This window comes from Macrococcus bovicus (genome assembly GCF_030376725.1).
GTDB classification, from domain to species: Bacteria; Bacillota; Bacilli; order Staphylococcales; family Staphylococcaceae; genus Macrococcus; species Macrococcus bovicus.
This window is the reverse complement of record NZ_CP128470.1, coordinates 1719036-1732827: the sequence shown is the minus strand read 5'-3', so window position 1 is coordinate 1732827 and position 13792 is coordinate 1719036. Positions and strand designations below refer to the sequence as shown.

General features: G+C 46.3%; 12 protein-coding genes. 10 read left to right on the top strand and 2 right to left on the bottom strand.

The annotated features are described in order from the left end of the window. Nucleotides 1-84: 84 nt before the first annotated feature. The 7 genes from QSV55_RS09475 (at nucleotide 85) to QSV55_RS09445 (ending at nucleotide 7554) form a co-directional block, all read left to right on the top strand. Nucleotides 85-351: a hypothetical protein gene (locus tag QSV55_RS09475; RefSeq protein ID WP_289650014.1), complete on the top strand. Its 267-nt coding sequence runs from the start codon at nucleotides 85-87 to the stop codon at nucleotides 349-351. Nucleotides 352-413: 62 nt separating this feature from the next. Beyond that, on the top strand, nucleotides 414-710 hold the full coding sequence (locus tag QSV55_RS09470) for a YerC/YecD family TrpR-related protein (RefSeq protein WP_133451829.1): 297 nt from the start codon (nucleotides 414-416) through the stop codon (nucleotides 708-710). A gap of 65 nt (nucleotides 711-775) precedes the next feature. Further along, a complete protein-coding gene (locus QSV55_RS09465; protein ID WP_289650013.1) occupies nucleotides 776-1447 on the top strand; it encodes a M15 family metallopeptidase in 672 nt (223 codons plus the stop codon). 90 nt (nucleotides 1448-1537) lie between these two features. After that, nucleotides 1538-2230 (top strand): heptaprenylglyceryl phosphate synthase, encoded by a 693-nt coding sequence (pcrB, locus tag QSV55_RS09460; protein ID WP_133451827.1) that lies wholly within the window; start codon nucleotides 1538-1540, stop codon nucleotides 2228-2230. A gap of 5 nt (nucleotides 2231-2235) precedes the next feature. After that, the gene (gene pcrA / locus QSV55_RS09455) at nucleotides 2236-4380 is read left to right on the top strand and encodes a DNA helicase PcrA (protein WP_434784199.1); all 2145 of its coding nucleotides are present in this window, start codon (nucleotides 2236-2238) and stop codon (nucleotides 4378-4380) included. Beyond that, entirely contained in the window at nucleotides 4381-6372 is a 1992-nt protein-coding gene (gene ligA / locus QSV55_RS09450) for an NAD-dependent DNA ligase LigA (protein ID WP_289650012.1), read from the top strand. A 9-nt stretch (nucleotides 6373-6381) separates the two neighbouring features. Continuing rightward, nucleotides 6382-7554 carry a CamS family sex pheromone protein gene (locus QSV55_RS09445; protein ID WP_133451824.1) on the top strand — a complete coding sequence of 391 codons (1173 nt, stop codon included), beginning with the start codon at nucleotides 6382-6384 and terminating at the stop codon, nucleotides 7552-7554. Nucleotides 7555-7597: 43 nt separating this feature from the next. On the opposite strand, the gene putP is transcribed toward QSV55_RS09445, so the two are convergent. Further along, nucleotides 7598-9133 (bottom strand): sodium/proline symporter PutP, encoded by a 1536-nt coding sequence (putP, locus tag QSV55_RS09440; RefSeq protein WP_133451823.1) that lies wholly within the window; start codon nucleotides 9131-9133, stop codon nucleotides 7598-7600. A gap of 151 nt (nucleotides 9134-9284) precedes the next feature. Here putP and gatC point away from each other — a divergent pair, with 151 nt between their 5' ends. The 3 genes from gatC to gatB are packed head-to-tail and all read left to right on the top strand — an operon-like array spanning nucleotide 9285 to nucleotide 12469. After that, the gene (gene gatC / locus QSV55_RS09435) at nucleotides 9285-9581 is read left to right on the top strand and encodes an Asp-tRNA(Asn)/Glu-tRNA(Gln) amidotransferase subunit GatC (protein ID WP_133451822.1); all 297 of its coding nucleotides are present in this window, start codon (nucleotides 9285-9287) and stop codon (nucleotides 9579-9581) included. Between the two features lie 2 nt (nucleotides 9582-9583). Next, nucleotides 9584-11029 (top strand): Asp-tRNA(Asn)/Glu-tRNA(Gln) amidotransferase subunit GatA, encoded by a 1446-nt coding sequence (gene gatA, locus QSV55_RS09430; RefSeq protein ID WP_289650011.1) that lies wholly within the window; start codon nucleotides 9584-9586, stop codon nucleotides 11027-11029. Between the two features lie 12 nt (nucleotides 11030-11041). After that, nucleotides 11042-12469: an Asp-tRNA(Asn)/Glu-tRNA(Gln) amidotransferase subunit GatB gene (gene gatB / locus QSV55_RS09425; protein WP_133451820.1), complete on the top strand. Its 1428-nt coding sequence runs from the start codon at nucleotides 11042-11044 to the stop codon at nucleotides 12467-12469. Nucleotides 12470-12507: 38 nt separating this feature from the next. Here the strand turns inward: gatB and QSV55_RS09420 are convergent, their stop codons facing one another. Further along, complete coding sequence (locus QSV55_RS09420; RefSeq protein ID WP_289650010.1) at nucleotides 12508-13776, bottom strand: MFS transporter; 1269 nt, start codon at nucleotides 13774-13776, stop codon at nucleotides 12508-12510. Nucleotides 13777-13792 lie beyond the last annotated feature (16 nt).

The following is a 13792-nucleotide window of genomic DNA, read 5'->3' as shown; positions in this document are numbered from 1 at the left end:
TCTGACCTCTGTCATCAAGACGGAGGTCTTTTTTATCGTGACTTTCTATATTTTTTGGATATTTTGATGTATGATACTTATTAAATGCAATCATTAATGAATGAGGTGAAAGCAGTGAACCAGGAGAATGTAGAAGTGATTCTGAATCATATTGACCATAATGAACCGGTCAAGACGAGTGAACTGGATTTAGAGCGTGAAGAAGTGGGTGATGCTTTATCGTACATCAAAAAGAATAAACTGGCAGAAGATATTCTTCTGAGGAAAGTGGAAAATACATATACGATGATGGACACAAGTACAGCCTACCTGACGCCTAAAGGAAAAGAACAGCTGGCAGAACTGGATTAAAACTGTACTTCAGTTCACTAGTGCGTTAAACTTAGACTATATTATTCAAGGGGATGAACGGAATGCAAATTGAAAAATTAAGAGGTAAACGTCTTGATGATTTATTCGATGCAATTCTTGCACTCGAGACTCGTGAAGAGTGTTACCAGTTTTTTGATGATTTATGCACAGTCAATGAGTTACATTCATTATCTCAACGTATGCAGGTCGCTAAGATGATCAAGCAAGGCCATACTTACGCAACAATTGAAAAAGAGTCAGGTGCGTCTACTGCGACTATTTCACGTGTCAAACGCTCATTACAGTGGGGAAATGATGCTTACACGATGGTGATGGAACGTCTAGGCGAAGAACAGTAAAAAAATGGTACTGAATTGATTCAGTACCATTTTTATTTTATAATGAAGTCGAAATGAGGGCTATCATGAAGAAACTATTAATCGCAGGTCTGGCAGCCGCTGTACTTACAGGCTGCAGTAATCAGACTGAACAGCACCTGTCAGTGATCGACAACATCAAACAAATCCATCCTCTGGACAAATGGCTGACTTCAAAGGAGAAGTCAGTGGTAAAGGGTGTGACATATTACGGCGATACGATTATCGTGAATAAATCAATCAGTCTGCCGGCTGATTATGCACCCGGTGAGAATGCTGAAGCACGCGCGGCATTGAACAAGCTCATGGCAGCGGGAGCCGCGGAAGGACTGAATTTCGCTGTCAGAAGCGGCTTCAGAAGTTATGATGAGCAGGCTGCGCTGTATCAAGATTACGTCGCACGTGACGGTAAGGCAGCTGCAGATACTTACAGCGCAGAGCCTGGTCACTCTGAACATCAGACCGGCCTTACGTTTGACCTCGGCAGTCGTGAGTCTGTCAAAGATTTCACCATTTCCTTCGGGGATACACCTGAAGGCAAATGGCTGCAGACGCATGCCCAGGATTATGGCTTTATCATCCGCTATCCAAAAGGCAAGGAGCATATCACCGGCTATCAGTATGAACCGTGGCACATCCGCTATTTAGGTACAGACTTGGCGCAGGATGTCTACAGGAGCGGGTTGACATTAGAGGAGTATTACGGCTTGGTCAGATGAGCGGAAGTCAGTCATTCGGACTGGCTTTTTTTCGTTATCGTTTCTTGAAAATGCTATAATTATAAATATGTCTTTAAAAGGAGTTTCTATATGTATGAGATAAATGACTGGCAGCATGTCTTCAAACTTGATCCTGCAAAAACCATTGATGATGAATCCTTGCAGCTGCTCTGTGAATCAGGAACAGATGCGATTGTTGTAGGAGGGACGGATGATGTGACGATGGATAACGTCCTTGATTTAATGGCGCGTGTGCGGCGTTATACAGTGCCCTGTGCGCTTGAGATCTCTAATCTTGAGAGCGTGATACCAGGCTTTGACCGTTATTTAGTACCCACTGTCCTGAACAGTCCGAACGTGCAGTTTCATAACGGCCTGCTGATTGAAGCGCTGAAAGCTTACGGCCATATGCTGAATTTTGACGAGTTCACGATGGAAGGATACATCGTTCTGAATCCTGACAGTAAGGTGGCCAAGCTGACAGCAGCAGATACCACACTTGAAGGAGATGATCTTTATGCTTATGGTCAGATGATTGAGCATTTCTATCGTCTGCCGGTCTGTTACGTTGAATATAGTGGTACCTATGGCGATGTCGCGAAGGTGGCGGAATTGAAATCTGCCCTTGAGCATACGCGCCTGGTTTACGGAGGCGGTATTGAATCACTGGCACAGGCTGAAGAGATGTTTCAGCATGCTGATACCATAGTGGTCGGCAACATCATCTACCGCGATCTGAAGAAGGCCCTTGAGACCGTTAAAATCAAAGGAAAGAAAGGATAATTCCTGTGAAAGAATTACTGAATAGAATGAACGAAGAACAGCGTGCAGCTGTTAAAGCAACAGAAGGCCCCCTGCTGATTATGGCGGGCGCGGGTTCAGGTAAAACCCGGGTGCTGACCCATCGCATCGCCTATCTCATACAGGAAAAAGACGTCAATCCTTACAATATACTCGCGATTACCTTCACGAATAAAGCAGCGAAAGAAATGAAGGAACGTGTTCAGCAGCTGATCGGTGAAGAAGCGGAAGCGGTGTGGATCTCCACGTTCCACTCGATGTGTGTGCGCATACTGCGGCGTGATAGCGACAGAATCGGTATTGAGCGGAACTTCACCATCATTGACCCGACGGACCAGCGTTCAGTCATGAAAGAAGTGCTGAAACAGGAGAACATCGACCCGAAACGTTATGAGCCACGCTCGCTGCTCGCGCAGATTTCGAACCTGAAAAATGAACTGAAGACGCCGGCAGATGCTGAAAGAGAAGCACAGGATTTTATGGCGCAGATAGTAGCGAGAGCCTACAAACGTTATCAGTCGATTCTTCTGAAGAATCAGGCGCTGGACTTCGATGACCTTATCATGACGACGATCGAACTTTTTGAGCGTGCACCGGAAGCACTGAGCTATTATCAGAACAAGTTCCAGTATATTCACGTCGATGAGTACCAGGATACGAACAGAGCGCAGTATCTGCTGGTCAAGATGCTTGCCGAGAAGTTTGAGAACATCTGTGTTGTCGGGGATTCAGATCAGTCAATCTACGGTTGGCGTGGTGCGGATATCTACAATATTCTGAGCTTTGAGGAGGATTATCAGAATGCCCGCACCATCTTCCTCGAGCGGAATTACCGTTCTACGAAAAATATTCTGCATGCGGCGAATGAAGTCATCCGGCATAATTCAGAGCGCAAGCCGAAAGCATTGTGGACTGAAAGTGCGGAAGGCAGTAAGATCAAGTACTTCAAAGCGCAGAGCGAACGTCATGAAGCGGAATATATCATCTCTGAAATACAGAACAAACAGCGAGAAGGCTACCGGTTGGATGATATGGCCATTCTTTACCGGACGAATGCCCAGTCCCGTGTGCTGGAAGAAACGCTCCTTAAATCGAATATCAGCTACACGATGGTCGGCGGGACAAAGTTCTATGACCGCAAAGAAATCAAGGATATTCTCAGTTACCTGAGACTTGTGGCGAACAGCAATGAAGATATCAGTTTTGCCCGTATCATCAATACACCGAAACGCGGCGTTGGGCCTGGCGCACTGGATAAGATTACAGCATACGCTGAGATGAATGGTCTCAGTTACTTTGACGCACTTGCAGAGGTGGATTTCATCGGACTGCCGAAAAAAACGACTGAAACGCTCGTCAAGTTCTATGAGATGATGGATGGCTTCATGAAACAGCAGGAATTCCTGTCCATCACCGAGCTGACAGAGCAGATCATGGAGAAGACGGGCTACATGGAGATGCTGAAGGCAGATCGGACACTTGAGTCGCAGTCACGCCTTGAGAACCTGGAAGAGTTTCTCAGCGTGCCGCAAGACTATGAGAAAGATACACCGATTGAAGAACAGTCACTCGTCAACTTCCTGACGGATCTGTCGCTGGTCAGTGATGTGGATAGTGCCGATCTGGAAGCAGGTATCACGCTCATGACCATTCACTCTGCGAAAGGGCTGGAGTTCAAGGTCGTCTTTATAGCAGGACTGGAAGAGTCCATCTTCCCGCATGCCAGAAGTCTATCGGAAGAAGCAGAGATGGAAGAAGAGCGCCGTTTGATGTATGTTGCCATTACTCGGGCAGAAGAGCATCTTCACGTGACCCATGCAGATTCACGCACACTTTTCGGACGCAGTCAGGCTAACCGCCGCTCCCGCTTCCTGGATGAGATACCTGAAGACCTGCTTGAAGGGAAGAAGGCAGTAATGCCGAAAAGAGGATTCTCAAGACGGACAACGAACAACAGACCTGCTCCGGGTGAATATAAGATCGGGGATAAAGTCATCCATAAGACATGGGGTGAGGGTCTGGTCAGTCATGTGACTGATAAAGATGGCTCACAGGAACTGGACATTATTTTCAAATCTGTCGGTATGAAGCGTCTGTTAAGTCAGTTCGCACCGATTCAAAAGAAGGGGTAAATGATGCAGCAAAGAGTAGATGAATTACACCGTTTATTGCACCAGTATAACTATGAATATCACGTGCTGGACACGCCGTCTGTTCCTGATAGTGAATACGATAAACTGCTCCATGAACTCATCGCGATTGAAGAGGCATATCCCGATCTGAAGACAGCGGACTCACCCACTGTCCGGGTCGGCGGAACACCGCTGTCATCGTTTGAAAAAGTCAGACATGATACACCGATGCTCAGTCTCGGCAATGCATTTAATGAAGAAGACTTGCGTGCATTTGACCGTCGTGTGGTGGATGGTGTCGGCCGAGTGGATTACATGGTGGAGCTGAAGATAGACGGACTCGCAGTTTCTCTGAAATACCAGGAAGGCCGTCTTGTTCAAGGACTGACCCGAGGGGATGGTACGACAGGAGAGAATATCACTGAGAATATCAAGACGATATACGCAGTACCGCTCGTTATCAATGAACCACTGACCTTTGAAGTGCGCGGAGAAGCCTATATGCCCCGCCAGTCATTCATTCATCTCAACAAGGAAAAAGAGAAGAAGGGTGAACCGCTTGCCGCGAATCCGCGTAATGCAGCGGCGGGTTCACTCAGACAGCTTGACTCCAAGCTTGCTGCTAAACGCAAGCTGGATATCTTCTTGTATAGTGTGAATGATTTACGTGAACTGGATGTGCCGTCACAGAGCGCAGCCCTTGATAGACTGGATGATCTCGGCTTTAAGACGAACCATGAACGCAGGTTATGTCAAGATATCGATGAGGTACTGGATTATATTCGTTACTGGACAGAAGAACGGAATCATCTGGCCTACGATATAGACGGTATCGTCATTAAAGTGAACGATCTCGCGAAGCAGGAAGAACTCGGTTTCACTGCAAGATCACCACGCTGGGCCATCGCTTATAAGTTCCCGGCAGAAGAAGTCATCACCAAGCTGAAAGATATCGAAATTTCAGTAGGACGGACGGGTGCCGTGACGCCGACCGCCATCCTTGAACCCGTCAAAGTAGCGGGGACAACAGTGGGTCGTGCCTCCCTTCATAATGAAGACCTCATCCGGGACAAAGACATTCGTATCGGTGACGAAGTCGTGGTCCGTAAAGCAGGTGATATTATTCCAGAGGTTGTCAGACCTGTGCTTGACCGTCGACCAGCCGGCACGTTACCCTACCATATGCCGGCACACTGCCCGGCCTGCGGGCATGAACTGGTGCGTATTGAAGGCGAAGTGGCACTGCGCTGTATCAATCCAGCCTGCGAGGCGAAACTCGTTGAAGGTGTGATCCATTTTGTGTCCCGTCAGGCGATGAATATCGATGGACTCGGTGAACGGATCGTTGAACAGTTATTCCAGGCAGAACTGATTCGTGATGTTGCCGATATTTACTATCTGAAGCGTGAGGATTTACTGCCGCTTGATCGTATGGCAGATAAGAAGGTCGATAAATTGCTGCAGGCCATCGAAGTCTCAAAAACGAATTCACTGGAGCGTCTGTTATTTGGTCTTGGCATCAGACATCTGGGCGCGAAGGCCAGCCGGATTCTGGCAGAGGAATACGGTTCAATGGATAGGCTGGTTACTGCGACAGAAGAAGAGCTGACAGCTATCCATGAAATCGGTCATAAGATTGCTCAGTCAGTCGTCACCTATCTGCACAATGATGATATAAAAGAGCTGCTGCTGAAGCTGACAGAAGCAGGGGTCAACATGACTTATACCGGCACGAAAGTAGAAGTGGTCAGCAATACTACGTTCATGAATAAGACGATTGTCCTGACCGGCAAGCTTGAGATCATGACCCGAACAGAAGCCACTGACAAGCTGACAGCGCTCGGTGCCAAAGTGACGAGCAGTGTCACAAAGAAGACAGATCTGGTTATTGCAGGTGAGGAAGCGGGTAGTAAGCTCGCGAAGGCAGAGTCTCTCGGCATTGAAGTCTGGAGTGAGGAACAACTCATCAACAAACTACAGGAAATAGGTTAAGGTGAAGGTATGAAAAAAGCATCATTACTGTTGCTATCGGCCCTGCTCTTTGCAGGTTGTGGTAGTAACAGTGACAATAACAGTAAGACCAGTCAGACAAACGATGAAAAACAGATTGCAACAGATGCTCAGATTTCAAAAGATTATTACCGGACGCTTCTGCCATTTAAGGAGAGCCAGGCACGAGGTCTGACAAGTACCAATATGGCAAGTGCTTATAACGGTGAAGCGTTTGAAGATGGCCTCTTGAATATCAGTCAGAAAGTCTATTCACCAGAAGAATATTTCTATCGTGACGGCCAGCTTCTGACAAAGGAAGCGGTACAAAGCTATCTGGAGCCTCAGTTCACTAAAGAAGAAATAGATGCCATGGATGAAGACACACGAATCGAGCGGAATGCTTATGCGAACTTCGGTTTGAACCCGTCTCATAAAGGTGAAACCGATCCAGCCAAGATCGCCCGTTATTCACCTGCGTACTTATCCCATATCCTGGAACAGGATTTCTATACTGAAGAAGATGCGAAGAAAGACAAACTGTCCGGTATGACAATCGGTCTGGCGATGAACAGCGTCTATTACTATCAGAAAGAACAGTACGGTGAAGTCTACAGTCAGCAGCTGGATCCGAAGATCAGCGCAGCGAAAGGAAAAGAGATGGCAGATGAGATATTATCCCGTCTGCGTGTCAAATCAGAGCTTAAAGATTTGCCGATTACATTTGCCATATTCATTCAGTCATCAGCTGAAAGTATCACACCGGGCCATTTCGTCGCATACGGCACAAGTGAAAAGGGTGATAATATCAAGAAGTGGACAAGTATAGACGAAGAACACGTGCTCCTGCCTTCTGCTGAAGCCGAAAAGATTGATGAAGGACTGAACAACAACTTCAAACAGTTCAATGAGTCACTGAGCAGCTACTTCCCGAACTTCACGCAAGCTATTGGTTCTGCACATGTTGTCGATCAGAAAATCAGCTCACTGACCGTCAGTATCCCGCTTGATTATTTCGGCAGGGCTGAAGTGGTCGGGGTCACCCAGCACATTGCTGATCAGTCTAAGAAGTATTTTGACGGCTTGGACAGCTACGAAATATCTGTAACCGATAATAATAAACCGCTTGCTCTGATAACGAAGGAAAAGGGCAGTGAGCCGTACATTCATATTTATCAGCAATAAAAAAAGGCTTGTTTCCAGTGTGGAAACGAGCCTTTTTTTATGATTAATTTTTAACGATACGGACCATTTCATCGAACTCATCAAGAATTCGCTGTTCTGGTTTTCTTGTCATCATGCTGACAAGAACGGTTGAAATCAGACTGATCAGGAAGCCTGGAATGATTTCGTATAGGTCAAAGATAGCGGCATGCTGTTCAGGTGCTTTCATGATGATCCAGAAGATGACAGTCAGTGAGCCGAGAATCATACCTGTGATCGCACCTTCTTTTGTCAGACCTTTCCAGTAAAGCGAAAGGAGGACTAATGGGCCGAATGCAGCGCCGAAGCCTGCCCAGGCATTACCGACTAAGTTTAAGATGGTGTCATTAGGATTCCAGGCAATGGCACCTGCTACAATCGCAACGAGTAATACCGACAGACGGCCGACAAGCACAAACTCTTTTTCACGTGAAGTGTCCTGAATGCTAGTCTTGCGAAGCAACATATAGAAATCCTGTGTTAACGAACTGGATGTCACAAGCAGCTGTGAAGAGATTGTACTCATAATCGCTGCTAAGATCGCCGCTAAGAAGAAGCCGGCAATCAGTGGGTGGAACAGGATCTGACTCATCACAACAAAGATGGTCTCTGGGTTATCAAGCTTCTGCCCGGATTCGTGGATGAATGAAATACCGATTAAGCCTGTCATACAAGCACCGATAAGTGACACAGCCATCCATGAAATACCGATACGGCGGGCAGCCGGCAGCATTTTGTGTGTTTTGATCGACATAAAACGAACGATAATATGAGGCTGACCGAAGTAGCCAAGACCCCATGCAACAAGTGAGATGATTCCGATGGTCGTAGTCCCTTTGAACCAGTCAAGATTGGTTGGTTCAAGAGTCGCAACGTCGCCTAACGTATCAAGACCGTTTAATTTCAGCATTGCGACAATCGGCACCATCACTAAAGCGATGAGCATGATGACCCCTTGGAAGAAGTCAGTCAAGGAGACTGCGAGGTACCCCCCGAAAAGCGTATAGATGATGACGATTCCCGCTGTTAAGATCAAGCCCCAGTGATAATTGAGACCGAATGCACTTTCGAATAAGACACCGCCGGAAACCATGCCGGCCTGCGTATAAAGCGTAAAGAAGATGACGATTACTAAACCGGAAATAATCTTAAGGATCCGGGTATGGTCACTCACGCGCTTCTCGAAGAAATCCGGAATGGTGATGGCGTTGTCAGCCAACTCTGTATAAACGCGAAGACGCGGTGCAACCAAGATATAGTTTAACCAGGCACCGATAGTCAGACCGATGGCAATCCAGGTCGCTGATAGACCTGTTGAATAAACAGAGCCAGGTAATCCCATCAGCATCCATCCACTCATATCTGCCGCACCGGCTGAAAGAGCAGTGACAAGCGGTCCTAGACTACGCCCTCCGAGCATATATTCGTCCAGTGTACTAGTTGACTGTTTATAGGCATAGTAACCGATTGCCAGTAGAATTAAGAAATAGACAGCAATCATGACATAAGTCATCCATGTCGCTTCTATTTTGACATTTTGAAAAGTATGTCCTAAAATCATGTGTTTTCCTCCAAACTTATGAATATTCTTTTACATGATTAATTATATATCGCGTTAAAGCGTTTTCATACAACTATTTTTAGTTTTTTTAGATTTTTTGCATTAAATTTGATAAAATTTATAGATGCTATACATGCTTAGGAGGATAAACATGACAACGATTACAAATGATCAGGTTAAACACGTTGCCCATTTAGCACGTCTTGCCATCACTGAAGAAGAAGCGGTGAAATTCAGCGGACAGCTTGAAGCGATTCTGAACTTTGCCAACCAGCTGGAAGAAGTGGACACTGACAACGTTGAACCGACGTTCCACGTGCTGGACCTGCAGAATGTGCTGCGTCCGGATACAGCCGAACAAAGTTTGAGCCAGGAAGAAGTACTGAAAAATGCACCGGTCAAAGAAGATGGTCAGTTCCGTGTGCCTTCAATCTTAGGAGGAGAATAAGAATGTCATTAAGATATGAATCGATCGAATCATTATCCAAGATGATTCACAATAAAGAAATCAAACCATCAGAACTGATTGCTGATACATTCGTTAATATCGAAAAAGAAGACGGTATCATCAATTCATTCCTCGCGCTTGATAAAGAGAATGCGATGAAAAAAGCAGAAGCGCTGGATAACCAGGCGCCTGCAGGTAAACTGTTCGGTATTCCGATGGGGATTAAAGACAATATTGTCACTAAAAATGTCGAGACGACTTGTGCGTCTAAGATATTGACGAACTTCAATCCTGTCTATGATGCGACGGTGATGAATAAACTGAATCACGAGAATGCTGTTCTTGTCGGTAAGCTGAATATGGACGAGTTCGCGATGGGCGGCTCTACAGAGAACTCTCACTATAAGAAGACCGTCAATCCGTTCGACCATCTAGCTGTGCCGGGTGGCTCTTCAGGGGGTAGTGCAGCAGCTGTGGCAGCAAGCCTTGTTCCATTCACCTTAGGTTCAGATACGGGTGGCTCTATCCGTCAGCCTGCGTCATATTGTGGTGTCGTCGGGATGAAACCGACTTACGGACGTGTCTCTCGTTTCGGCCTTGTTGCATTCGCTTCTTCACTTGACCAGATTGGTCCATTAACACGTAACGTCAAAGATAATGCGACTGTCCTTGAAGTGATCGCGGGTCACGACAAAATGGATTCAACAAGTGCGCCTGTCGATAATGTTGATTTCACTTCAAACATCGATAAAGATTTAACGGGCCTTCGTGTTGCGGTACCTAAAGAATATTTAGGTGAAGGGGTCTCACCGGAAGTTAAAGCATCCATTGAAGCGGCAATTAAACAATTAAGCGACCTCGGTGCAACCATTGAGGAAGTGTCACTGCCGAATGCAAAATACGGTGTTGCTACTTACTATATTATTTCATCATCAGAAGCTTCAGCGAACTTAGCGCGTTTCGATGGTATTCGTTATGGTTATCAGGCAGAAGGGGCCCAGAACTTAGAAGAGCTCTACAAAAAGACTCGTCAGGAAGGTTTCGGTGACGAAGTCAAACGTCGTATCATGCTTGGTACATATGCGCTCAGCTCTGGTTATTACGATGCCTACTACAAAAAAGCGCAGAAAGTCCGTACATTGATCAAGCAGGACTTCGAGAAAGTCTTTGCTGATTACGATGTCATCGTCGGGCCAGTGGCGCCGACACCTGCGTTCAATATCGGTGAACAGATTGATGATCCACTGACGATGTATGCCAACGATATCTTAACGATCCCTGTGAACTTAGCAGGTCTGCCATCGATCTCTGTACCATGTGGTGAACATAACGGTCGCCCGATCGGCCTGCAGATCATCGGTAAACCATTTGATGAGCAGAAAATTTACAACGTGGCTTATCAGTATGAACAGAAATTCAACTTACATGACCGTTATCAAACATTATAAGGAGACGATGAAATGCATTTCGAAACAGTAATCGGACTTGAAGTCCATGTTGAACTGAAAACTGAATCCAAGATGTTCTCAAGTTCACCTGCCCATTTCGGTGCAGAACCGAATACCAATGTCAGTGTCATCGACCTGGGCTATCCAGGGGTGCTGCCAGTCGTCAACCGGACAGCAGTCGACTGGGCTATGCGCGCAGCAATGGCACTGAACATGGATATCAGAACAGAAACCAAATTTGACCGTAAAAACTATTTTTATCCAGATAATCCGAAAGCTTATCAGATTTCACAGTTTGATGAGCCGATCGGTGAAAACGGCTATATCGATATAGAAGTAGGCGGTGAAACAAAACGAATCGGTATCACACGCCTTCATATGGAGGAGGATGCCGGCAAACTGACACATAAAGACGGTCACTCACTGGTCGACTTAAACCGTCAAGGGACACCGCTTGTTGAAATCGTCTCGGAGCCTGATATCCGTACACCGGAAGAAGCGTATGCCTACCTTGAGAAGCTGAAAGCGATCATTCAGTATACAGGGGTATCTGACTGTAAGATGGAAGAAGGCTCACTCCGCTGTGACGCCAACATTTCATTACGTCCAGTCGGCCGTGAAGAATTCGGTACGAAGACTGAACTTAAAAACCTGAACTCATTCAACTACGTCCGTCGTGGTTTAGAGCACGAGGAAAAACGTCAGGCAGAAGTATTGCTTGCGGGCGGAGAGATTCTGCAGGAGACACGTCGTTTCGATGAGGCAACCGGTAAAACCATTCTCATGCGTGTCAAAGAAGGCTCGGATGACTACCGCTACTTCCCGGAACCAGATTTAGTGCCTCTCTTCATCGATGAAGGATGGAAAGCGCGTGTCCGTGAATCGATTCCTGAGCTGCCGGATGCACGTAAAGAGAAATATGTGAATGAATATGGCCTCCCTGCTTATGATGCGCATGTCCTGACGCTGACAAAAGAGATGTCTGACTTCTTTGAAGAGACGCTGAAGCTTGGAGCAGACGCAAAGTTAGCCTCTAACTGGCTGATGGGCGGCGTTAACGAATACTTGAACAAAAACCAGAAGGACTTAGGCGACACCGCTTTAACACCTGCTAATCTGGCAGAAATGGTGAAATTGCTCGCTGATGGCACAATCTCAAGTAAAATCGCTAAAAAAGTCTTTGCTGATACAGTTGAGTCAGGCAAAGCACCGAAAGTCATTATGGAGGAACAAGGGCTTGTACAAGTGTCTGATCCGGAACAGCTCCGCGCATTCGTGACTGAAGCACTTGATAACAACCCTCAATCCATTGAGGACTTCAAGAACGGTAAAGGAAAAGCGATGGGCTTCCTCGTCGGCCAGATCATGAAGATTTCAAAAGGGCAGGCGAACCCGCAGCTGGTTAACCAGATTCTGAAAGAAGAACTTGAAAAAAGATAATATGAAAAGCTGATATGACCCGGTCATATCAGCTTTTTTTATACGTGGGATGATTTTTTATTCAGCGTGAGTACGGCAATCAATGAGATGCTCGCTGCAACAACCAGATAGACTGCAACAGGATAAGTACTGTGATAATGACTGGTCAGATATTCTGCTATCAGGGGCGCAGTTCCGCCAGCAAGTGCTGCACCGACCTGATAGCCGAGTGACACACCTGTATATCTGACTTCTTTGGAAAAGGCCTCGGAGAACAATGTACCTTGAACAGCAGCGAGAGGAGACCAGATGACACTTAAGCCGATGAAAGTCGCCAGAAATAATAGAAGGACGGATCGTTGATCAATCAATAAAAAATAAGGAAATGCAAACAGAATAATACCGGCGCTGCCTGCAAGATAAAGCTTTCTCCGCCCGATACGGTCACTCAGGCGACCGTACAGCGGAATAATGCCGACTGTTATACTTGCTGGTGTCAGAACGATGAGCATAATCGTCTCAAAGGAAAAACCGAGTGTCTTCGTACCGTAACCGACAATGAAAGTTGAAAACAGATAAAAAGGTGCTGTTTCCACAAATTTAGCGCAGCAGGTAATGATGACTTCTTTCCAGTGATGCTTAAACGTATAAAGTAACGGAATACGCGGAACAGAACCATTTTTGACAGCTGCCTTGAAATCGGGCGTTTCCTCAAGCCCTGTTCTGATCCAGAGACCGAAAGCGACTAGAAAACCGCTCATTATAAAAGGGATGCGCCAGCCGTACAGCGTAAACTGCTCATCATTCAGAATGGAAGTCATCATAAAAAAGGCAAGTGATCCGAGTACAAGACCGATAGGGACGCCGAGCTGTGGGAAACTGCCGTAAAAACCGCGACGGTCATGCGGTGCATACTCTGTTGCGAGCAGCAATGATCCACCGTACTCACCGCCGATACCGAGTCCCTGCACTAAGCGAAGGAAGAGGAGAAGGACTGGTGCCCAGATACCTGCTGTTTCATAAGTGGGTAGCAGCCCGATACAGACAGTGGCGACGCCCATCATGGTCAACGTCATCACCAATGTTTTTTTGCGGCCCATTCGGTCGCCGATATGCGCGAAAATAATACCGCCTAAGGGACGAATAAAGAATGAAATCGCAATACCGAAATAGGAGATCATGGTCGAGACAGCAGGATCGCCTGTCACAAAAAAGTGTTTACTGAAGATGACGCTTGCTACAGATGCATAAAGAAAGAAATCAAACCATTCTATTGATGAGCCGACAAGACTTGCTGTCAGTACTTTTCTTTGCAATTTTTTATCCATTATTGTTCTCTCCCGC

Excerpts from the sequence above, each read along its gene's own strand:
- QSV55_RS09475 (WP_289650014.1), top strand. The coding sequence starts at position 85 with ATGCAATCATTAATGAATGAGGTGAAAGCAGTGAACCAGGAGAATGTA.
- QSV55_RS09470 (WP_133451829.1), top strand. The coding sequence starts at position 414 with ATGCAAATTGAAAAATTAAGAGGTAAACGTCTTGATGATTTATTCGAT.
- QSV55_RS09465 (WP_289650013.1), top strand. The coding sequence starts at position 776 with ATGAAGAAACTATTAATCGCAGGTCTGGCAGCCGCTGTACTTACAGGC.
- pcrB (WP_133451827.1), top strand. The coding sequence starts at position 1,538 with ATGTATGAGATAAATGACTGGCAGCATGTCTTCAAACTTGATCCTGCA.
- ligA (WP_289650012.1), top strand. The coding sequence starts at position 4,381 with ATGATGCAGCAAAGAGTAGATGAATTACACCGTTTATTGCACCAGTAT.
- QSV55_RS09445 (WP_133451824.1), top strand. The coding sequence starts at position 6,382 with ATGAAAAAAGCATCATTACTGTTGCTATCGGCCCTGCTCTTTGCAGGT.
- putP (WP_133451823.1), bottom strand. The coding sequence starts at position 9,133 with ATGATTTTAGGACATACTTTTCAAAATGTCAAAATAGAAGCGACATGG.
- gatC (WP_133451822.1), top strand. The coding sequence starts at position 9,285 with ATGACAACGATTACAAATGATCAGGTTAAACACGTTGCCCATTTAGCA.
- gatA (WP_289650011.1), top strand. The coding sequence starts at position 9,584 with ATGTCATTAAGATATGAATCGATCGAATCATTATCCAAGATGATTCAC.
- gatB (WP_133451820.1), top strand. The coding sequence starts at position 11,042 with ATGCATTTCGAAACAGTAATCGGACTTGAAGTCCATGTTGAACTGAAA.
- QSV55_RS09420 (WP_289650010.1), bottom strand. The coding sequence starts at position 13,776 with ATGGATAAAAAATTGCAAAGAAAAGTACTGACAGCAAGTCTTGTCGGC.